Here is a 22,630-nt window from a genome sequence, read left to right on the forward strand (position 1 = left end):
TCCTATTAGTTATTATCTGAGATAATCCTAGTGTTATTAACACCTAGGCTATCGAGTTCATTTTTAAACAATTGAAAGAAATTATTACCGCTACCTATATAAAAGTTTGACCTGGAAAAATGTGACTCATTGATATTCTGAATGACTTTCCTTATAAATACCCCTCCCCGCTTAGAATAAGCCTCATCAATTGATATGAAGCGAAAATTACTGTTCCGACGACTCAGGTCATTAAGATATTGAGCATCGAAGCAAACATATCCGTTCTCGGTTATTGATATTAACATTGTCGGCTGCTTATCGTGGTTATCAGCTATGTATTTTATAATTCCTCTTACATATCCGTAACCTGAATCACAAGCTATAAGGACGTTTCCATAGCTCGACTGTCGCCAGTAAGCCAGCCCCCGCGGTTGTGAAATAAATATCTCTTTGCCAGAAATAATATCTAAGATAATTCTGTGTGATGCTGACAAAAACTCGCTAAATTTGATTAAAATTTCCACTACATCTGATTCATCACAGTTGACGGGGTTGTTCCAAGACGATATAGAAAAATATCTTTCCAGCCCGTTACCGCTACTTACTTTAATGTACTGCCCAGGCAGGTAAGTAAAACCGGGAACGGTAATTCTGACAATATAAGTATGACTGTTTATTTCTTCGGCCTTGACACTAGAAGCCTTTGTCATAACACACTCATCTGTTTTTTGCATAGCATTGAAATCCAATGATTTTATACGGATTGGCAATCTGTTCTTTGATGAGTGGCTTCAAAAAATACTCAGCCAGCCCAAAAAACCTTTAACTTTTCTTATGATTCTCAAAATTTGGAAAACGTTCAAACCATCCCGCCTTGAAATGGGTATTGAGTCACACTTTTATTTTGCAAATGATTATTAAATTCAAATAAAATGTGATGTAAATCACATTTTTACGGTGTGTAAAATTCCAATACATCGGAAATGCCGAGTGATGATAATCCTGGATTTGAACATGTAACGGGGCAACTCACGTAACTACAGGAACTGAGGATCCAAAGCTTCGGCTACCATAGCCATACCTTGAGCATCCTCAGAAAAGAGCTGCCCAACGAGGTTTACACAGCCAAGAGAATATATAATCAATCCGATTAGTTGACTTCAGCACTACATATCCAACTCCCTAGGTCATGCCCGGGCGTGTTGAGGGTCCGCCGATGTTCATTGTGAAGGCTATTCCCAATCACGACTTCGCTGGCTACGCCGCACAGCGACAACTGTATATAGGCCATGCCAGCCGCCAGTGGGTCTACGTCCGTCGCGGAAACCCACAGATGACGGCGTGAAGCAAAACCTGCGTGGTTAAGCACATCGGCATAGGCCAATACCATACAACCCGCGCCACATGCAGGTTCGAAGAGCGTGATAAAAGGCCGCTGGTTAAAGACCTTATTCACGTCACCCAACTGCACTTTAGCCATCATCAACGGAATTTCCCATGGCGTAAAAAACTGAGCACGATATTTATCACCCAGTTCCAACTGCATAAACACCCTGCCAAGAAAATCGCAGAACCTTACCTGCAGTCCATTAACCACGTGGGCAAGCAGCTGCGCCAAGCGCCCCACATCCGTTTTTTCATACCCACTAATTATTCGCATATGTTTGTCCTCCCGCTTTTGGCTGAAGCAAAGACGGTTCTCCAGCGCAATTACGCTACAGCTGACAAAATCTTCGAATACTTTGTGACGCTTATGGTATCGCGCAGTCTGGTTAAAAAGAGAAACAAAAGCCTTTTCATGGTCAATAACGCCGTTCATGCGTGCTCCCCATAAAAAAGGGAACACGTATCCCGTCAGGGAAACAATGTTCCCCAACGGGTAAAAAAAGCCACCGTTGTCAGCGGTGGCCAGTGATTAATTAAATCGAACAGTCAGCGATTAACTGGCTGCTGCGTTTGTTGAAAGCGGCACAGAATCCTTGTCTGCATAGGTCAGGTACACGACATCACCTTCAGGGGATTCTGGCGTTATTCGTCCGCCGTCAACATGCTGGCCCCGGTCATAACGATCATAGCCACTATGTTCCGAGTCCGGCATAAACCAGGCGTGTTCAACCTGACAGCTGAATTGCTCCGATAGAACGCCGATGACCTCGCCTGCAGGCGGATACCATGGAGAGTCAAAGTGCACCGTTAGCGTGTTGATACCGTCCCGGGCGCAGCCGACGTTGTGCCCGCATGGCCATTCGACCCCGTACTGGCGGGCATATAGTCCGGCCGTGGTTGGCACGTCCCGCAACAGATCCCCTGATCCATTTAGTTCAGTGGCCAAACGTGTCGGTATCAGCAACAGCATATCGCATGGAGCGGTATACTCAGGCATCATGCCCAGGCGCTCCCAACAACTGCCGGCATCAATGACGGGGCCGACCCCGACGATACCAAACCAGTCCGCATACAGACGGATGAGCACATCCGCAATACGCTCCTGCGCCATAGCCGGGATATTCTCCCACTTCACCGCATCAATGCCTGATTGGCGATAGAGACGTTCAATCAGCCGAATGTTCTCTGTCGTTAACGGTACATCCGCTTTCAGTAAACCAAACCACTGTTCAAAGGCCATATTCTGTGGCGATGCCACGCCAGGGTGCGACAGTAATCCGGGATAGGGCACATAGATACCGGGTTTTACCGTCGCCGGCTTCAATATGCCGGCGCAACCAGCTAAAAACAGGCGGCAGCTCTGCAAAATGGCATGACGATAGTCAGGTACCACATGACCATTGGCCCATTTTTGGATCTCATCCACAAACACGGATTGTCCAGTGATAATCAAACGATTGTTGCACCAGTTCGACATGGTATTTCTCCTCTTTTTTACAAGAAAAAGAGGGAGTTTCCCCCATAGGGGGAATGTCTCCCCCCTATGGGTCAGGTGTTAAATCATGACGGTCAGGCTAATTACGCCTGCCTTTTTGTTAGCTGCATTCCTCTTCCGCATCCAGTAAAATCTTCAACTCGTCGACTTCACGGATGTACGGTGATAATGGTTGATAGCCAGTGCCATCAATGCGTTCCAGGTGGTACTTGTCCACCAGGGTGTTGATTGCCTCAAACGGCCGTATACCGGCCTCCTGCAAAGCAATAACGCAATCCTCTTCACACAGTTCGGTATCGTTTAACATCAGGCCAAAGTATTTAGCCAGCAGAGTGCCGGCAGTGGACTGCCAGACTTGTTGTTCATGATTCATCATGATGCCTCTCTCATGCCGCCACCGTGGATTCAGTCGTCCCCATTTCTGCTTCAGCCAGAGGCGTTAACAGAAAATTGGATGCCTCCCTTGCCTGTTTGCTGGCACGAAAAATCGCACGTTTATCCTCATGCAGCACCTTAAGCCAGGACTCAAGGTAACTGTCGTGCTGGACATGACCGAAGATCCCCAACTGCGCACATAAAAAAGCGCTGCCCAGCTCGGCCACCAGTTCTTCAAACGCATAAAGCGGATCGCCGAACCGGCACGAAGTTAAGGTGATCCCCTCACGATTAAGCCGTTTGGCATGACCGGTACTGTGTACCAGTTCATGCAGCAACGTTGACCAGTAGTCCGCCTCGGTTCGAAACTGCTGAACCTGCGGCAAAACAATCAGGTCGCGGCCCGGTGAGTAAAACGCTTTGTCCTGGTAAATCCGGTCAAATTGAACGCCACAGGCTTCAACCATCGTATTAACCTGTTCCTGAATTTTCTCATCAACCCGTGTGACATCCTGTTCCGGGGCATCTTCCGGCGGTTCGCCGACAACGCTATCCGGGAGGTCATCACACTGGGCGACGTTAAACAGATACAGGGGTTTCAGCATGGGTATTCGCATTTTCAGCGGGTTCCCGTCGTCGTCCAGTTGCGGCTTACCGTCGGTATCCTCCACCTGTTTATCCCAGGGTTTGAATACCACGGCCAGTGTCGCGCTCTCGCCTGCGCGTACATGACCGCCAACGGCTTGCGCCTGTGTGTAGGTTAACCAGCGATTAGCCTCATAGCCGTTCTCCGCTGCAGCTATCCATAACAGCAATACATTGACGCCGCTGTAGAGATAACCGGTCGTGCCGTTGCACGGCATGGCGGCATTCGGAGAAATACGGGGCTGATTGGTTCGCCATGGCTTACGCCAGGGCAAAGTTCCATTCTCTATGGCCACAATGATTTTGTCCGTCACCTGCTGATACAGATCCGGACGGTCGCCACGAGATTGCGTGAACTGACGCGATGTTTTTTTCATGGAGTGCTCCTCATAAAAAAGGCGCATTCCTCCCCAGGTGGCGAAGAATACGCCCCAGGGGACAGGTTTATCAGTGCGTAATGAGTAGCGCGCCGGTTGGCGACACGCACTGCGCACGACGATGCAGATGGTTTACAGCCATGATGAACTGATAGTGGTCGCTATTATTGGCTCGCTTACAGTGAACGGTCCGGCATTTCCAGAACAACCTGTATGCCATTTCACGCCAGTTCATCAACTCTTTCGGGCCAACGCAGGCATTAAAATGAGCAATGGTCATGGTGTTCATTCTGTCGGTCAGGTTGCGGTATTCCGCAACGGGGACATAATCCGGATTTCCGGTGAACACTTTCAGAGCAGTATCTTCCGGTACAATCACCAGTTGCTGGGATTTATTGATCATGTCCCAGCGCTGGCCGTCTGTCAGGAAGATTTTTTCAGTAAAACTATCTTTACCGACAAGTATCTGTGACATTGCCTGCCATTGGGGATCAGATGCGGGATTGCATCCTTCGGCGTACACCAGATGCTTCAAACTGCCATCATCAGCGACTTCTCCCGCTTCAACCATCAGATAAACACCGTTGTTCTTAACCAGCACAACGGGTTTATCCGTAGAAATGGATTCGGCCATAACAGATTTCAGTCCGGGTCCATAAAAACGTAACATATGCTGCTCCTCATGATTTGCGGAGACAGCCCCCTCGGAGGGAAGCTCCCTCCGGGATAGATAAACAATGAATATCAGTCGGCTGCGATATTACCTGGCTGATACAGACTCATTTCGATTTCAGCGATAAGTTTCCACTCTCTCCGACTCAAGCCGCGTTGCGACTCCGTCAGTAATGTCAGCATAAGCCAGGTCACAGAACCTACGACTCGGGTATCCACCTCAAACGACGGAGGTTGTGACGTAGGTTGTTGTGGCGTTGTCAGCGTCATATTTAAATGACACTCGGCCCAGCGTTGAGGAAGCCTCCAGCTACTGGATCCTGCGGTAGAATGCACCCTGAAATGACCAGGGCAGAGATTGTGCAGTAGCACCATCACTACGCGTGCAAAAAAATCGCAGGGTTGCTGCTGAAAATCCAGTTCCTGAATGGTCAGCACATTGCGGCTACGCACGCGCTCGATCGTTAGACAGGCCGGTCGTGATTTTTCACCGCAAAATGCCAGCATTGAGGGCTCAGGAAACAGCTCAGAAGACCGTGATATGGTGGCGAACTGTTTATCCTGCGAGGTAGGACGCAATATTTCAGGCAGTTGCCAGAAAGCCTCCGTCACCGCCAGTACATACGCATGCCAGTCTGCAAGTGGTACGGTGTTCACTTGTTCAATAGTGTAAATAACCGGCGTTGATTCCGGGGCAGATGAATGTTGAGACATAGATAAATCCTCTTCCGTAAATAATGAATAAAGAGGGGGATCTATCCCCCGGACGGGAATAAATCCCCGTCAGGGTCAGTCGCTACAAAAAGACGAACGCTTTAATGATAACGGTAACGAAGCGAAGCCAGATGTTCGGCCAGAACCATTGCCGCCTCCATGGCCTCCCTTTGAGTATGAAAAACGGCTGCAGCAGTTCCTGCTGTTAATGGCCGATTAGAAAAACTGTACATCTCAGGATGGAATCCGGAACGAGAGATTATTGACGCGCCCCAGCCACCTGACGGCAGTGGAAAAGCTCTGGCTCTAAAGCTCAGATCTCCCGTAGCGGTATGTTTCCACTCACTTTCCATTACGCCTTCCTGTGCCGGGTTTATTCGGCACCAGAATGAGCGCAATTTCTCGGTAAAGCGAGAAGTTGGACGTAAATAACGTGGTGAAAAGGTATACATGGTGCTTCTCCTATAAGAACGGGAAACACCGGCCCCACCGGGAAGGTATTTCCCGATGGGTGAGCCAACCCATCACCAAACAGGTGTGATCCGATGGGTTAGTCAGTTAAATCAGAAAGGCATAAGCAGAGTTAAAAAACTGCTGGTAGGTCGCTGAGGCTGTAATGAACCTTCATCACCGTTAAGTGATCTCCGTTCTCAAAGGGTAAACGGAGTTACCGCCACATGGGCATCCTCTTCCAGGCTACGAGGATATTGTGACCACCCGAAGGCGTTTCTCACAGGTCACATGAAACATTGGTTGGCACTCACCCGAAGGCGCCTCTCTCAGAGTGCTGAAGCATTGGCTGGTTGTCCGAAGACAACAAGTAAGAAATTTTATTTTTGAATACTCAATCCGAGGTGTCAAGCCTATTTATCGACAAGTTGAAAAAATTATAAGCCGCAGCCCTGAGTGAGCTGCGGCGAAAGGTTTAAAAATACGTTAGTAACCTCTGGAGCGGGCTGCAGTTGCGGCTAGTCTCCCACTGATGGAATACCGATAACTACCTTGCGATAAACACCTTCAATCCGTATATACTGACGGTAAATCAGGTTTATCGTCATAACGAACATAAACATGTCCAGTTTGTAAACTGTCATTCATCCAGTCCATCTTTTAAATACACCTGTTTTATATACCGACCACGACCATCTCCGTGTCCTAAGTCCATCGAGACTAATGCTTCAGCTTCATCCTGACTCATCCCATTTTCAATATGAAAACTAACAGCATCACGTGAATAAGCGTAACGTAAACTATGAGGCGCATCTTTACCGACCATTCCCGCCTCACGAACGATGTTTCGGTAACGTTCAATTGCAGTATGTAAAGATGGCTTGTCAATCAACTTCCCGTTGTTTTCACCACAGTGCTTTATTGCTGCATCTAAAATTGATAAGACTTTCTCTCGATTATAAACGGTTGTTTCCCGTGGACGTCCACCTTTTGTTCCGAAAACTACCCGCACACGTTCATTCCCATTAATCAAAGCCTGCTTCCACGTTTTTAACGATTTTGCCGACTGAACGGTTTCTTCGGTTCTCAAACCTAAATAACGAGACAATTGAACTGCCAGCGCTACACCCTCATCTTTTTTTAATGAGTGGTTTATGACTGCTGCTAATTTCGCATCCGTTATTGGTGCTTTTGTTCCATCACGGTTAGCACCTGAAATACCCAACGCCTGGTTACTCAGTTTTTCATGATTTGGGTCGGCTAATTTATTTCTACCTGCTGCAGTCATGATTGAACGTACCGCTGACATTTCATTTTGCAACGTGCGAAGCGATATATTCTCAGCCTGACGGCTATGAATATATTTCTCGATATGAGACGTCTTAATGTGTTTTACATCCCTGATCTGAATATTTAACTTCGCCAGGCGCTCAGAAAAACGGTCGGCAATTCTGGAGCGGTCAGCGACAGTTTTAAAACTCCCCCGTCCCTGGCGGGCGAGTGTGACAAGCTGTTTGCCGAGTTGTTTACTGAATCTGGACATCGCAATATCTCCATAGGAAACACACATCCCCCAACTTTCGCAAAAGCAGGCAGATCTGTATTCCACATTTTCAACCCCGACGGCACGGTTACTTTTGCGCTTCCTGCGTCTCGACTGGCATCTGTGCATCGGGGCGGCGAAATGTTGAGTTCTTGCGAGGCACCTCAGGTCTCTGACCTGTTTGCTGCTTATGCAGAGCTGACATTCGTCAAGCTGCCTCCAACACTACTGTTCATAGTGTCGCCATCGATACCGAGTCGATTTCCTCCTAATAGATAATGAAACGTTCAAAACGGTTAGTTCCGTCGTAGTTACGTTGAAGTGAATGTAAGTTTAAGACCGTACTGACACGGACTACGTGTTGGTCAGATGGTACTAAAACGTTGAAAACCACGTCGTGCGTGGGTTGAGACGTTGTGCGCTGCGCGCGTCACTTGGTAGTGTCTTCGCCACTTCACAAGTGACGCGCGCTCCTCTGCTCCCAATGAGACTCACGTAAGCAGCCAAATTACCCATTGGCTTTATACGTTCGTTCAAAGGTTGCCTCGTCAGCGAGACGTCATAAAAAATAAAGTAATCAAGGCGTTGAAACAGTGAAACGCGTCGTGACGGGCTTCTCTGCTTAGAGACGTAAATACATACGTTTATGGTGTGAGAGACTGTCCCTGAACGGGAACAGATTAGTCATTAATGAACCTTCATCACTGTCGTGATCTCCGTTCTCAAAGGGTAAACGGAGGTACCGCCACTTGGGCATCCTCTTCCAGGCTAGGAGGATTTTGCGATCACCCGAAGGCGTTTCTCACAGACCGCTGAAACATTGGATGGCACTCACCCGAAGGCGCCTCTCACAGAGAGCTGAGGCATTGGATGGTCGTCCAGGGACGACGGTACAACGCGGATAGGGTAAACGATCCGACCAAAATCCGTCAATCTCTTGACTAACACTCATCTCACGATTACAGTGTATTACACTACAAATAAAAAACGAAATACAGAAGGAAATAGAGATGAAAGTCCCCTCATCATTCCGATTCCCTGAGCGATTAATGAATAGTCTCAGAGCAAGGGCGGAGTCAAAAAATAAATCGCTCACTGAGCACGTGCAGAGTGTTCTTGAAGCTAGTCTTGATAACGAAGACTTCGAAAAAAAACATTACTATGAATTAATGGAAAATCCTGAAAGTGGACTTTCAAACATTTACATTAAACTATTTAGTACCATACAAACACAAGCTACCCGTTTGAGTTTCTCTGAAATAAAATTCATGCTTCATTATTGCCATGCGGCTTATCTTTCACATAGTCATGCCGTTAATAATGACTATGTGAAGATCATCATCGACATAACGACGGAGCTTGTTCGCGCATCAATAAGTAATAACATTCCGTATGATGAACATTATGTATTTCGTTGCCTTGACCTATCGAATAATGATTTAGATGCCAGCATTAAAAACATCAAGGAAGCAACAAACAAATGCATTGATGGTGCCTATGCTGAATACCTCATGAGACCATTACAAAGCGGCGCATTTAACCTTACACAATATCCTAAAGAAACTATTGATTTAATATTTACCAAAGAAAGACTACAAAAATTATTTCCTGTAATTACCCGTGGCGTGAGCACAAGGAATAACAAATCCAGAGTAATTAAAGAATTATCACAAACACTACCATCACATAGAATTAATTTTAGTGTTTCAGAGCTAACCTTTTCAATCGTATGTCATGGTAATGATTTTCATCATAATGAATCTGCCTCAGTATTCTTTCTTATCGAAGGTGAGCATTTTATCAAGCCCTACTCAGTAGAAAAAGTACTAGCACTTCTGAGGTTGATCACTCGTGATGAATTAGACGGTTTCAGGAGTTCTGGCAATGAGTCAGATATGGTAACCGTATGGCCACCCAATACTTTATCCGAGCAGGGAATAATTGATATTGACTCTTTCAGGTTGTTATATAAAACCGATCTTTATTCCGAATTTAAGAAGAAGTTTATAAAGACTGTCAGTGATGAAAAAACAAGCAACATCATAAGCTCAATGAAAATAATGTATGGTGATATCTAATATAAAGGGCACGATGCCGTGCCGTTTATATGTATCAGTTCAGACTCGCTCTGACAGATTTCGTAGATAGAATACAATCAAATCTGACAGACTGATTTGAGCGAGGTATAGTCATTCGCACCCTGAGAATTACACTTTGAAGTGATTCAGGGTATGCGCTTACTGGTTACGAATATTGAGCGAGAATCATGTGATGATCGCCGCTTTTCTTTCGAACCAGTAGGTGCTCCACGTTCGCTAACGAATACTCAGGGCATGCAGATAAACTGCTGGCTATATTTCTTTCGAAGAGCGTGGAATGCATACCAATCCCCGGTGAAAAGGAGTTGGTGATGACTGCGACTAATCAGTTTGCTGCACATGTTGGTCTGGACTGGGCAGATAAAAACACGATGTCTGCGTTCAGTTCAAAAACGGTGAACGCGTGTTCCATGTGATTGAACATACTGCAGAAGCGCTTGATGTCTGGCTTACTGAGTTACACCAGAAGGTAAAAGGCAAAATCGCAATAGCTCTCGAACTGAAGAAGGGCCCCGTGGTATATGCTTTTCAAAAAATATCCCTTTATCACCGTTTTCCCCCGTCCACGCTTTGTCCCTGGCTCGTTCAGCCTTCTCGCCCAGCGGCGCTAAAGATGATCCGCAGGATGCCGAGCTGGCATTAGAGTTAATGCTGCGTTACCCCCAGAAGATAAAAGCTATTGAATCCGACAATGCGGATATCCGGTTACTCCAGCAACTGGTTGAGCAACGTCGTCAGCTGGTTGAAGATAAACGACGCTTTGTGAACCGGATAATCAACACGCTTAAACAGTATTATCCTCAGCCACTGGAGTGGTTCTCACATCGGAGTAGCTTACTGTTGTGTGAACTGATTATACGGTGGCCCAGTCTGCAACAACTGAAACGAGCCAGGCGCGAGACGATCCGCAACTTTCTCAATGCCAAAGGTGGCCGCGCAATGGCCATTACCGAGCAGCGTGTGGTGAGTATTGATAACGCGATCCCATTGACGACAGACCCGAGTGTTATAGAGGCTAATGCTTTGATGGCAACAGCACTGGCGACACAAATTAAAGTCGTGAGTGAAATCATCAAAACCTATGACGAACGAATCGAAACGCTGTTTGACACATTGCCAGATGCAGGTCTGTTCAAATCGCTTCCGGGCATGGGGCCGTGTATGGGCCCACGTATGCTTGCTGCACTTGGTGATAACCGTGACCGGTTTAACAGCGCTGAAGAAATTCAAAACTACGCAGGTATTGCACCTGTGACAGAACGAAGTGGCCAGAAATCCTGGGTTCACTGGAGATGGCAGTGTGCGAAGTTCGTCAGGCAGACCTTTGTTGAATGGGCTGCCAAGACGGTTAACTCATCATACTGGGCTAGACTTTATTACCAGGGTCAGCGAGAAAAAGGGAAATCGCATCAATCAGCCATCCGGGCTCTGGCATTCAAATGGATAAGGATCATTTACCGCTGCTGGAAGACCAGAACCCAATACGACGAAGCGAGGTATTTGCTGACTCTTGAAGCGCGACACTCGTCCTTACTGAAGCCATAAAAAGCTTGTCGAATGTCTCAGGGCGTGAAGCGGAAGTTGGTTTTGAATTTACCTAAACCGTCTGCTGGATACTACCTACAAGAGAATGGTTCCGTTTGGGGCGGATACTTACAGGTTTATACCTTATGGTAAACGTAGGGCAGTATACTTCTGGGTAAAAAGCATGGTAGACGATAAATCGAATAGAGAGAAACCAATGGCGGGAGAGATTGTAGAAGCAGAGTGGATTTGACCCTATATTTCCAGCCCCCTCACCGGGGCTGCGGATTAAATTAGCATAATCGTCGCTTTAAGGCGTCTGGCTTAGCAGCTAACGTGTTAAGTTCAGTATGTGTTGCTAAAAGTATTCATGTTGCTTTCTTCGGTGTCTCCATTCCGCCATCGCCTTTAAGTGAGTGTTGGCAACCCTCATCCGAACGGTGTTCGAGCCACTGATGTAGTTCCTGCGGGGCTAAGGGGTGGGAAAAAAAGTAGCCCTGAATGACCGGGCATTGATGGTGCTGCAGCAGATCGCATTGCTCGGCGGTTTCTACCCCTTCCGCAATAACGTTCAGGCGAAGGCTATTTCCCATGCCGATCACGGCAACCACAATAGACTTGAGGCGTTCATCCTCCTGGAGTTGACTGATGAAGCTGCGGTCGATCTTAACTTCGGTGACGGGCAGATGGGCGAGGTTGGACAGGCTCGAATAGCCTGTTCCGAAATCATCCACGGCCAATCCGACGCCCAACGCACGCAATGCGCGGACGACTTGTAGCATGTCGTCGGTCAACGCCATCGATGCGCTTTCGGTAATTTCCACCGTCAGGCTCTTTCCTTCCAGCGAGTATTCCTGCAACAGCGCCGCCACATAGTCTGCCAGCCCCGGGGCACGGAAGCTCAGTGGCGACAGGTTGACGGAAACCACCGGAATGGGGAGGTTTTGCGCTTGCCAGGCAGCCATCTGACAGCATGCCTGTCGCAGCACCCAGCGTCCCAGCGCTTCGATCTTGCCGATTTCTTCGGCCAGCTTGATGAAACGCTCCGGCGGTATCGCGCCCAGTTCCGGATCAGACCAGCGCGCGAGCGCTTCAACGCCATAAAGTTGTTGGTCGCTGAGGCGCACCTGTGGCTGATAGACCAAATGCAATCTGTTTTCGACGATAGCCCTGTGCAGGGCCGTCCCCAACAGGAACCGGTCGCGGGCAAGAACATTCAACTCTGGGCTGAAGAAGTAGTGATTGCCCCTGCCTGACGCCTTGGCTTCATGCATCGCCTTATGCGCATCCTCCAGCAGGGTCGTTCGGTCACCGCTGTCCCGCGGATAGAGAGAAATCCCCACGCTGGCGGTGATATGCACCGGATAGCCCGCAGCGTCAAACGGCTCGCCCAGTTTTTCCTGCAGCAGTTTGATCAGTTGTATTGTGGAATCGACATCCTGATTGGGCACGACAACCACAAAAATGTCACCTCCGGTGCGGCTGACAAAAGCCAGGCTGTCCAGATGCGCCTGAAGCCGTGTTGCGACTTTCAGCAGCACCTGGTCGCCCACGGCATACCCCAGGCCCTCATTGAGCTCCCGGAAACCATCCAGCCCCAGCGAGAGCACGGCGAGGCTGGTTGTCGAACGCTTTACCAGCAATTCGTCGATGCACCGTCTGAGGCGCTCCTGGTTCGGTAGTCCAGTCAAACGATCGAAGTGGGTCAGGCGATCCATGCGCATCCGATCCACTTCGCGTTCGATGGCTAACATGCACAAGTGGGTACATGATTCGACGATACGGAGATGATAGGCGCTTGGTTCGTTGGGCGCCCTGGAGTAGAAAGCCAGGGCACCCGCTACCACGCCGTTGCGCAGCTTGATCGGGAACGACCAACTGGCTCTCAAACCATGGCGCAGCGCCAGATCGGCATAGTCTTTCCAGTGTGGATCGTGCTCGATATCGCAGCAAATCGTGGGTAGCCCCCGCGAGACAGCAGAACCACAACTACCAACATTCGGGCCAAGTATCAGCCCTTCTATTTTGTGGAGATAGTCAGTGGGTAAACCATCCGCCGCCCACAGTCTCAATCTGCGCTCATCATCGACACGTATAATCGAGACGAGGATGTCCGGTACAATCTCGCGCAACCTGCGGCAAAGAAACTTTCCCTGCTCGGAAAATGATAAATCGCTGGCCATTGATTGCAGGACGTCGCGTTCCAGATCGCGTAGGCGCCTGGCCTCCGTAATGTCGTGCACTACATCAAGTGAGTAACCCCGGAATGGGCCATCGGTGTCGTCGATGGGGGAACTGAAAATGCGGATCCAAAGAGAGCGCCCGTTTTTAGTGCGTGCTTTTGCCTCATGCAGGACAGGTTCTTGTCCCCAGGGAAAAGCCTGATGGTTTGCAAATTCTTCTGGCGTCAGTTCCTCGGCGGAGAACAGGCTGGCCGGCTCGTGCCCAATCATCTCTTCAACCTCGTAGCCGAACAGCTTGGCAAAGGCATGATTGGCCTGGGTTATATGTCTGTCTGCATTCAGTATCGCCATGGGCTGATGTGCCGAATGGAAGACCTTGAATTGCAATAGCAGTTGTTGAGCCTGATCGACCTCTTCGGTGACGTCTCTTGCGAGTGCCAGATAGTGCGGACGCAAACCAACATCAAGCCTCAGTAGGGTAAAACTAGCCCACAGTGGCTGCCCATCTTTGCGTTGAAGTTGAAGGCGTTGGCTTTTGCCAATAACGGTTGACGCCGCGCTCTCGCGGTTCCGGCGAATGTCGTCGTCATGATCGGAAAATATCACCGGCGGTATCAGCAGTTCTACGGAGTGCCCCAGCACTTCTTCGCACGAAAATCCCCACAATTTCTCGGCGGCCTGGTTGAAAAACCGGATGCGGTCGTTATCGTCGATCAGCACGCATGCAAAAAACGCCTGCTCCAGTGCCGATATTAAAGTTTCCCCGATACCAATAGTGATATTCTTCATTTCTGCCAAGGCCAGACGGTTTATCCTGAATTGGAAACGCTCCCGGTGTGCTGATTCAATCCCGGAAGCGATGAATAAGGTAGCCTGCAACCATGATAGCCACTATTGCCAGAATCTGATAACCACCAACGCCGTACCAAGGGCGATCATCGAAGATGCTCAATTCACGGGAGCGGCCTACAATACTGCCGAACTGCTCTTTTTCTGCCACGTAGTTCAATATCGGGAACGAGCCTGCTACAAACCAGGCAACAAGAACGGAGTTCATTACCCACTGAGGTATCAGATCTAAAACGTCTGCCAGAGAACCGCTTTGCCACGAATAACGTCGCGCATCGCTAAAATGATAATACCATGCCGCCGCAATGCATGTTATCCATATAATTCCTGACAATACCAGCGCAGTAAATATACTCATTCCGTCATAAATCCTCTCAATCATACTGCTATCTCCGTTATACATATGAATGTTTAACGGTGCTTATTAAAACACTCTTTCTGAGAGACTTCATCTGCCGATTTGGATTTGACCCTATATATCCAGACGTTTTTGCTCTCTTACGGTTGCGATAACTTCCTGCGTATATATTCCCGTGGTGAGCGATATCCCAGTGCACTATGCGGATGATGTTCGTTGTAATGACTGAACGCCACCGCCAGATTCATCACCGCTGCCTGGCTGTCCGGTTTCGGCATGATGCTGATGTAGTCCCGTTTTATCGTCTTCACGAAGCTTTCTGCTATGCCGTTGCTTTCCGGGCTTCGCACTGCTGTCGTGCAAGGCTCCAGTCCCAGCAACCGGGCGAACGCCCGCGTTTCATGAGCCCTGTAGGCTGAACCGTTATCCGTCAGCCACTCCAGCGACTCTGTTGGCAACTGCCTTCCGAAGCGTTTTTCCACCGCACCCAGCATGACATCCTGCACCGTTTCTTTGTCATAGCCTCCGGTGCTCGCTGCCCAGTCAATGATCTCCCTGTCGCAGCAGTCCTGCGCGAAGGTCACCCGCAGCTTTTCGCCATTATCACAGCGGAACTCAAAGCCATCTGAGCACCAGCGCCGGTTACTTTCCGCTACTGCTACGCGCCCCTTATGGGCCTGCTTACGGCAAGGATCAGCGGGTTTACGTTCAAGAAGCAAATTATGTGTTCTCATAATGCGATACACCCGCTTCGCATTAACCACAGGCAGGCCGTCCCGCTCTGACTCCCGTCGCAGCAGCGCCCACACACGGCGATAACCCTACGTCGGCAGGTCAGCCACCGCCATGTTTATCCGGGACAATACGGTGGTATCGTCAGTACGGGGCTGCCGTCTGTGATCCTGCCAGTCAGATGGCCGGTGAACCCTGATGCTCAGTTGCGCACGCGACACACCAATACTCCGGCAGACGTCGGTTAGTCGTCGTCCCCGGGCAACAAGGGCGCATGCGCAATCCATTTTTTTGCCCGACCGAACTCCACGGCCTCTTTAAGGATCTCGGCTTCCATCGTCTTTTTGCCCAGAAGGCGCTGGAGTTCGCGGATTTGCTTATTGGCGGCAGCGAGCTCGGAGGCCGGCACCACTTCCTCGCCCGATGCAACAGCCGTCAGCGAACCGTCTTCATATTGCTTGCGCCATTTGAATATCTGGTTTGCATTGATGCCATGCAGGCGCGCGACATGAGACACGGTCATACCGGGTTCCATAGTCTGCTGAATAATGGCAATTTTTTCCTGCGGTGTACGACGCCGACGCCGCTCAGGTCCTGATAACACTTCAACCATCTTATTATTCTGACTGGTGTTAAACATAGTTCCAAGACTACCTCTTATTTTAAGAGAGGCGAAGTGTCTGGTGATCTATGGGGCTAATCTACGATTCCACTACTCGGAGTCTGAAGCCTAGCCGTTTCGCCAGTGGCACCCCGCTGAAACCGGCGCCCGTTACAGCCGGAGATGGCACCGGGCGTTTTGCTCTATGGGAAATGGCCGGGAACAGGACGGATTGAATACAGGTTTGATCATACGGCTCATTCGACGTATAGTTAACTCGCCAAAAGAGAATATCATCACGCTGTACGCCGGGTGCCCGCTAAGCATCACGGGCTACAGAGCAAAGAACCCGCCCTGAGCGGGTTTTTTGCTCTCTGAGCACTGACTTTTATGAGCCTGTAGTAGGCTGGCAGCCCCGGTGAGGGGGCTGGAAGGTGCAGAGCGACGTACAGGGCGTGGTTTCCGGGGGTTAGGTTTACTAATCAACGGTGAGCAGGTCACTTTCATCTGTGTCCAGATTTCCTCCTATCTACAGGATAGAAAAAACGATTTATTAAAGAGACAGGCAATCCTCATCTACTACCTCTGAAATATAAGAAAAATAGAGGAGTAATTATTAAGAAAGCAGGAATTATAAATAACCAATCGTACATCTGCAGTAAGAAACCAAATGGTGCAATCATGACAAACATCACTATCTTGTTTACTGTGGCTATAGTAGACAATGTAACAGAACGCAGACTTTTTTCTGTATGTGATACCATCTGAGTATAAGAAATGATTTGAACAAAATTGATATAAAAGAATATGATGCAGAGATAAAACGCTGACACATATATATTACTAAAACACACAGAAGATATTGATGAAATTATAACCGCTAGGAAGAATAAAAAATGGAATCTAGCATTATAATTAGAAGGTAGAGTCTCAGTGACAAAGCCTGTTGCGGACTGCGCAAGCATAATAAAAAAGAAAATGACACCTAAGATTATCGACTGCCCGTCTTCCGGCAGAACTCTTCCCGCTATAACCTGCCAGTATTGAATGAGGGACTGAAGGAAGAATGAAGATATAATAACAGTGAATAAAATTAACCAACCTGTGCGGCCTGCGAAAACCTGCTTGATACCGTTCCCCAACATAGTGAAGGAAAAAAGCCTTGAGTTGTTTTCGCTCTTAAACTCTCGATCAGAGGGTAATAAGACGGACATTAAGAAAACTATAAACATTAAAAATGATGATATAAATATAGACAGTTTTCCTATGTAGAAGTAAGCAGTCGCTCCTATAAGAGACGTAATCCCCATAAACATAAACTGATATTTATAATATAATGAGAATATCTTTTGAGAAGATATATGATTGTTCTCATTTTTACTATGATCATAAAGGTAACTATCGAATGTACCACTCATCATTCCCAAAGATAAGGCGTTGAAGAGTTCGGCCAGCATGAAAACCCAAAAATTATCTGCCACTCCCATAGTAAGCAACCATGCAGAAGAAAAAAGTATACTGACGCTGATTGAAAACTTTCTGCTATAGCTGTCAGAAAAATAAGAAAGGGGTATATCCAAAAAGACGATAATGATTCCCTGAAAAGTCTTGAGCAGACCTACCTGACTAACGGAAAGACCATTCTGGAGCATGTATATTACAGAATACGCGCCAATCAGCATCCTTACGCCGGAGTACATTATGCCAGTGAATCTGACGGCTGCACTGCTTTTAAGCACAATTCCCCTCCCTTCATAATGAGAAAAACTAACGCTACCTTCGGGTAGCGTTAGCGTTGATTCAAGGTACAATATTTTCACCATTAACGCGTGGAAGCAACTGGAAATCCTGAATGTCGTTTTCTCTGGTTACCCACATTAAAAATCTTTCAATCCCCATACCAAAACCTGCCGTTCTTAAAGGATATTCCTCTTTCATTCTGATGTACCACTCATAATCATCTGCTGCGACCTGATGCTCTTCGAGTGCTTTTATCACTCCGGCTCCATCATTATGACGCTCACCAGCTCCCACCACCTCGCCAATACCAAATAATAAATCTGCATTCAATGCAGAATGCGGCTTTTTCGGATCCCTGCATTGATAGAATGGGACGCTAAGAATGTCATAATTAGTTACCCAGACAAACCCACCAAAATGTTGTATAAGACGTCGTTCACCCGCATGAGTTAAATTCCTGAATTCACCCACGTCTTCAATGTAGCTATGGTAATTATCCGGGGATAGCTCTTTAAGGAGGTCATCTGCTTCATCTAATGTTATTCGTATGAAAGGCCTATTCTTCTCAGCGAGAGAAATCAAATGAGAGATGTCACCTAACTTTTCATTTAATAAGACACCATGTCGAAGCAATATATGCCGGGCTAGATGAACAAGATAATCTTCTACAAGTACTATCACATCATTTATCGTACCCGGTATTTCAGCCTCACTATGATAAAACTGAGACAGGTGACGCTTATCGTTATCTTCACCCCGGAAAGATGGCATAATGTACCATGCACCATTGCCAAATAATCTTGTACCGTATTCAAGCATAAATTGCATTGAGTCAGCGAGATAAACATCCTGTTCAAACATTTTTACTTTAACAGGAAGTGAATCACTGCCTTTGCCCATCGGGCTGGAGATAGATCCAGTTGTTATAGGTAGGTGAAGAGTTTTTATTTTTCGCAGATTATAAAAGTCAAAAGTAGCAAAAGAAAGCGTATTCTGAAGCTCAGCCAACAATTGATACCATGGTTTACCAAGCACTTTTAGATAATGGTTGCGAGTATCTTTCCAGGTTTGATCTGTTTTAAAACGGCTCGTTTCTTTTACCATTGTCTCTTTTAGCAATCCATACTGGACAACATCCGTTAGTTCACCATCTTTGTTTTTTGTATAACCGTGGGCAACACCTTCAAGTTTGAAACCGAGTTTACGAAGCAGTTTTTCGGATGCGCGATTATCTGGCTGATGATTTGCAGAGATGCGTTTAAAATTAAGCACATTAAAAGCATGACTTATGACAAGTCCGACCGCTCGCGTTCCTACGCCTGTTCTCCAGAATTTTTGTGATAACGCGATACCGAGTTCGGCGCTTTCTCTGAAATTATCGACATGACTCAAGGTGACTGAGCCCACAACCTCTCCAGAACTACGAAGCTCTACTGCCCAGAGATAGAATTCTTTACTATTGTAATTTTCAACCCATCCACTGACTATGTCATAAGTATCATTAATATTTTCATGGGCTTTCCAGGTAAGATATCTTGTTACTTCAGGATCTGATGCCCAATTTTTGTAGACATTACCAGAATCATCTTTTGTAAATTTCCTTAAAATAATATCTTTTGAATCAATTAATAATGTGCCCTTATGGTTAATACTCATGCCATGACTCCTTCCGTAATCACTTAATGAGTCACCCTTATACCAATGTGACAGTTTTGTTGAAAGAAAGATAAATTGTTAAGAATATGCAATATTTTAAAATGCGGTAAGATTGCTAATATTCACATCGAGGCTCTCTTTTAACGGCCGCGGTAAGTGTCAAGATAGTTGGCAGTGTGTCCTGAAGGTAGATCTTCCGGATGAAGTTTTACCATGCTGTATTTGTGATGAGGGTAGGCCCCTCGGGTTCGCCGATCAGGCGGTGATCCCAAACCACCCTGGGCTGCATACGTAAAGAGCGTGTGTGGTGAGCGCCATGGGAAAAGGCGGAGCAAGACTCCGTTAGGTAAGAATGATTGAGACGAACGCAAGTGAACCACTGAAGACATGTCGATAATTGCAACCGATATCAGAACCAGGGTCTTGTCAACGCTTTGGGATAAGTCAGACCGATACCTGAAGTGCGGGTCTGGCGGTATCCGGCACGGAGGTGGCGTGACGATCATTCAGGCACAGATACGGAACAGGAGAATCTGTCATTCCGATGCCAAGGGAGCGATTCAAGCAGCGAACCTGCGGAGGATCTGAGTACCGATGCGGAATACAGAGACGGAGTCATGCGTAGTAGTGAGGAAAGTACTGTAATGGTGCCGGAGCGAAGGCATGACCTTATCCAGCGGAAAAGTGAGGACAACTGTGCATCAGGATGATCCTTGCCGGACGGCAAAACCCTTTGATATACCCAAACGAGCCCTGTGGGAAGCGTGGAAATGTGTGGCGGCCAACAAAGACGCGCCGGGCGTTGACAAGGAAAGCATCACCGCCTTCGGGGAACGGCTGGGGCCCAATTTGTATAAGTTATGGAACCGGATGAGTTCGGGGAGTTATATGCCATCGCCGGTTCGTCAGGTATTGATCCCCAAAGGAGCCGGCGAGTTCAGGCCTCTGGGGATCCCTACCGTAGGCGATCGGGTGGCGCAAATGACGGTCAAGTTGTTAGTGGAAGCGAGGTTGGAACAGCTTTTCCATCCCAGCTCATTTGGATATCGTCCACAACGAAGTGCTCACCACGCAGTGGAGCAGGCACGACGGCATTGTTGGCGATACGACTGGGTGCTGGATATGGATATGAAAGCGTTCTTTGATACGCTCGACCATGATTTGATGATGCGCGCCGTTGAAAAGCATATCCCCGAAAGCTGGATACGACTGTATATCAGACGGTGGCTGGCGTGCCCGGTGAGAGTGGCTGACGGGCAATGTCAGTCACGCGATCGTGGAACGCCACAAGGTGGGGTAATCTCACCGTTATTAGCCAACCTCTACTTGCATTATGCGTTTGATAGCTGGATGAATAAACATTTTCCACAGGTGCCGTTCGAGCGTTATGCCGATGATATTGTCTGCCATTGCCGCACCGAATCTGAAGGAAAAGCGTTGCTCGAAGCCTTACAGGCGAGATTGACCGCCTGTCGGTTGCAACTTCATCCAGAAAAGACGCGGCTGGTGTATTGCAAAGATGGACGTCGTACCGGCCATGCCGAGCATACCCGATTTGATTTTCTGGGATTCAGCTTCCATGCCCGGACCGTACAGGATCGGCAGAGGAAGTTGTTTAGCGGATTCAACCCGGGAATCAGCAGGAAAGCGCTCAAACGGATGGGTGAAGTATTACGAGGTATGAAAATCGCCAGGGCAACCGGGATGGATCTAGGCCAATTGGCGAAACGGATCAATTCCCGGGTGCGGGGGTGGATAACGTATTACGGAAAATTTTACCCAGAAATATTGTCCCGAGCCTTGGTCAGAATAGATCTGCATCTGGGGCGATGGGCCCGTAACAAATACAAACGGTTGCGCGGACACAAACGACGTTCATGGAACTGGCTCAAACAGATAAGAGGACAGCATCCTAAATTGTTTGCGCACTGGGCATTTATCTATACAAAGGCAGTTGGATAAGAAGAGCCGTATGAATCGAGAGATTCACGTACGGTTCTGTGAGAGCCTGAGGGGGAGGTTCCCTTGGGCTACTCGACCCCCGGTTGATTTAGGCTGCCTGTTTTTCTCGCTCTGGATTCAGCATGACCTCGCCTATCGGCTGCCAGTTTCTCGTCTTGCCAGACCAGCGTTCCGGATGGACAGAACGGGCCGACCGGTATACTTCATCGCGCCTCCGCAGTATCTCTCTGTCTTCACCCCGGTGTCGCTGCGCCGGCGTTACATACCGGATACCGCTGTGCCGGTGTTCCGCGTTATACCACCGGGTAAATCTCTCCACCCAGTTCCGCGCTTCTTCCAGCGTTATGAACCCTGATGACGGCCAGTCCGGTACATATTTCAGCGTCCTGAACAACGATTCCACATACGCGTTATCGTTACTGACCCTTGGCCGGCTGTGAGACGGGGTTATTGCCAACTCAAAAAGCTTCATTTGCAACGTCTGTGACTTCATCGCCGCGCCATTGTCTGCATGCAGTACCGGTGGACATTGCCAGCATCCTTCCCGACGTACCGTGCGCTCTATCAGGGCTGCTGCCTGTTCGCCACTTTCTGTTTCATACACTTCATATCCCACTATTTTTCGGCTGAAGAGGTCTTCCACCAGATACAGGTAAAACCAGCGTCCCTTCACGGTCGACGGTATCCATGTGATGTCCCATGTCCACACCTGATTCGAGCCGCTGGCTTGCCAGGTCGTTGCCGGGGTGACTTTCCGTGCCGCCCGTTGCCGACCCCGGCGATGCGCTTCGCCATGCCGCCGCAGCACCCGGTAAAATGTGGATTCGCTGGCCAGATAAATTCCCTCATCCGCCAGTCGCGGCACGATTTGCGACGGCGGCAGGCTGGCATACGCTGGCTGATGACACACCGCCAGTATCTGCTGCTCTTCCTCTGCCGTTAAGCCGTTGCCCGCTACTGGCCTTATTGCCCCCGGACGCTTGTCTTCCGCGCTCTTGTGCCATCGCCGCCAGGTGCGTTCACTCAGGTTGATTTCTCGCAGAGCAACGGACAGTCGCGCGCCATTCGTCATGGCTTCGCGAACATAACCACTTAACGCCGCCCGTTCCGGGACCGGCGTCAGTCGTCCCCGTCCGTTTCCCCGTAATAGTCCTGCAACCGCTTTCGCAGCACCAGTATCGCTGCCGCCTCCGCCAGGGCTAATGAGATGGTCACCCCCACCCTGTAGGCGGTACGCTGGCAGGGTGTTTTTCTTTCTGGAGAGGCCATCATGAAAAATGTTGAGCT

General features: G+C 48.4%; 16 protein-coding genes and 2 pseudogenes. 3 read left to right on the plus strand and 15 right to left on the minus strand.

Annotation, left to right across the window (positions count from 1 at the left end; translation table 11 throughout):
• Positions 1-5: 5 nt before the first annotated feature.
• The 9 genes from AC559G_RS10280 to AC559G_RS10320 all read right to left on the minus strand — a co-directional run bounded on the left by AC559G_RS10280 (position 6) and on the right by AC559G_RS10320 (position 7,639).
• A complete protein-coding gene (locus AC559G_RS10280) occupies positions 6-716 on the minus strand; it encodes an FAD-dependent oxidoreductase (protein ID WP_498912490.1) in 711 nt (236 codons plus the stop codon).
• Positions 717-1,132: 416 nt separating this feature from the next.
• Complete coding sequence (locus AC559G_RS10285) at positions 1,133-1,801, minus strand: DNA methyltransferase family protein (protein WP_498912491.1); 669 nt, start codon at positions 1,799-1,801, stop codon at positions 1,133-1,135.
• Positions 1,802-1,921: 120 nt separating this feature from the next.
• Positions 1,922-2,845, minus strand: coding sequence for a DUF1281 domain-containing protein (locus AC559G_RS10290; protein WP_498912492.1), 924 nt, complete (start codon positions 2,843-2,845; stop codon positions 1,922-1,924).
• Between the two features lie 118 nt (positions 2,846-2,963).
• On the minus strand, positions 2,964-3,236 hold the full coding sequence (locus AC559G_RS10295) for a TA system toxin CbtA family protein (RefSeq protein WP_498912508.1): 273 nt from the start codon (positions 3,234-3,236) through the stop codon (positions 2,964-2,966).
• A 13-nt stretch (positions 3,237-3,249) separates the two neighbouring features.
• Entirely contained in the window at positions 3,250-4,260 is a 1,011-nt protein-coding gene (locus AC559G_RS10300) for an ArdC family protein (RefSeq protein ID WP_498912493.1), read from the minus strand.
• 70 nt (positions 4,261-4,330) lie between these two features.
• On the minus strand, positions 4,331-4,930 hold the full coding sequence (locus tag AC559G_RS10305; RefSeq protein WP_498912494.1) for a DUF3085 domain-containing protein: 600 nt from the start codon (positions 4,928-4,930) through the stop codon (positions 4,331-4,333).
• A 74-nt stretch (positions 4,931-5,004) separates the two neighbouring features.
• Positions 5,005-5,646, minus strand: a complete 642-nt coding sequence (locus tag AC559G_RS10310) for a hypothetical protein (RefSeq protein ID WP_498912495.1) — start codon at positions 5,644-5,646, stop codon at positions 5,005-5,007.
• A 101-nt stretch (positions 5,647-5,747) separates the two neighbouring features.
• Complete coding sequence (locus AC559G_RS10315) at positions 5,748-6,098, minus strand: hypothetical protein (protein ID WP_498912496.1); 351 nt, start codon at positions 6,096-6,098, stop codon at positions 5,748-5,750.
• A 638-nt stretch (positions 6,099-6,736) separates the two neighbouring features.
• Positions 6,737-7,639 carry an integrase domain-containing protein gene (locus tag AC559G_RS10320; RefSeq protein WP_498912497.1) on the minus strand — a complete coding sequence of 301 codons (903 nt, stop codon included), beginning with the start codon at positions 7,637-7,639 and terminating at the stop codon, positions 6,737-6,739.
• 1,010 nt (positions 7,640-8,649) lie between these two features.
• Between AC559G_RS10320 and AC559G_RS10325 the strand changes: the two genes are divergently transcribed.
• Positions 8,650-9,717, plus strand: coding sequence for a hypothetical protein (locus AC559G_RS10325; RefSeq protein WP_498912498.1), 1,068 nt, complete (start codon positions 8,650-8,652; stop codon positions 9,715-9,717).
• Positions 9,718-10,046: 329 nt separating this feature from the next.
• A pseudogene (locus AC559G_RS10330) lies at positions 10,047-11,283 on the plus strand (IS110 family RNA-guided transposase).
• A 347-nt stretch (positions 11,284-11,630) separates the two neighbouring features.
• Here AC559G_RS10330 and dosP read toward each other — a convergent pair.
• From dosP to AC559G_RS10355, 5 genes and pseudogenes are all read right to left on the minus strand, one after another.
• Positions 11,631-14,234, minus strand: a complete 2,604-nt coding sequence (dosP, locus tag AC559G_RS10335; protein WP_498912499.1) for an oxygen-sensing cyclic-di-GMP phosphodiesterase DosP — start codon at positions 14,232-14,234, stop codon at positions 11,631-11,633.
• A gap of 55 nt (positions 14,235-14,289) precedes the next feature.
• Positions 14,290-14,676 (minus strand): hypothetical protein, encoded by a 387-nt coding sequence (locus tag AC559G_RS10340; protein ID WP_498912500.1) that lies wholly within the window; start codon positions 14,674-14,676, stop codon positions 14,290-14,292.
• Positions 14,677-14,792: 116 nt separating this feature from the next.
• Positions 14,793-15,997, minus strand: a pseudogene (locus AC559G_RS10345) (IS3 family transposase).
• Between the two features lie 560 nt (positions 15,998-16,557).
• On the minus strand, positions 16,558-17,796 hold the full coding sequence (locus AC559G_RS10350; RefSeq protein ID WP_498912501.1) for an MFS transporter: 1,239 nt from the start codon (positions 17,794-17,796) through the stop codon (positions 16,558-16,560).
• Positions 17,786-19,381, minus strand: coding sequence for a GNAT family N-acetyltransferase (locus AC559G_RS10355; RefSeq protein WP_498912502.1), 1,596 nt, complete (start codon positions 19,379-19,381; stop codon positions 17,786-17,788). The genes AC559G_RS10350 and AC559G_RS10355 overlap by 11 nt, the downstream gene beginning before the upstream one ends.
• A gap of 663 nt (positions 19,382-20,044) precedes the next feature.
• On the opposite strand from AC559G_RS10355, the gene ltrA reads away from it, so the two are divergent.
• On the plus strand, positions 20,045-21,343 hold the full coding sequence (gene ltrA, locus AC559G_RS10360) for a group II intron reverse transcriptase/maturase (protein WP_498912503.1): 1,299 nt from the start codon (positions 20,045-20,047) through the stop codon (positions 21,341-21,343).
• A gap of 88 nt (positions 21,344-21,431) precedes the next feature.
• Here the strand turns inward: ltrA and AC559G_RS10365 are convergent.
• A partial coding sequence (locus AC559G_RS10365; RefSeq protein WP_498912504.1) for an IS3 family transposase occupies positions 21,432-22,630 on the minus strand: 1,199 nt, incomplete at its 5' end.

It is taken from the genome of Gibbsiella greigii (assembly GCF_039540155.1).
In the GTDB taxonomy this organism is placed as follows: domain Bacteria; phylum Pseudomonadota; class Gammaproteobacteria; order Enterobacterales; family Enterobacteriaceae; genus Gibbsiella; species Gibbsiella quercinecans.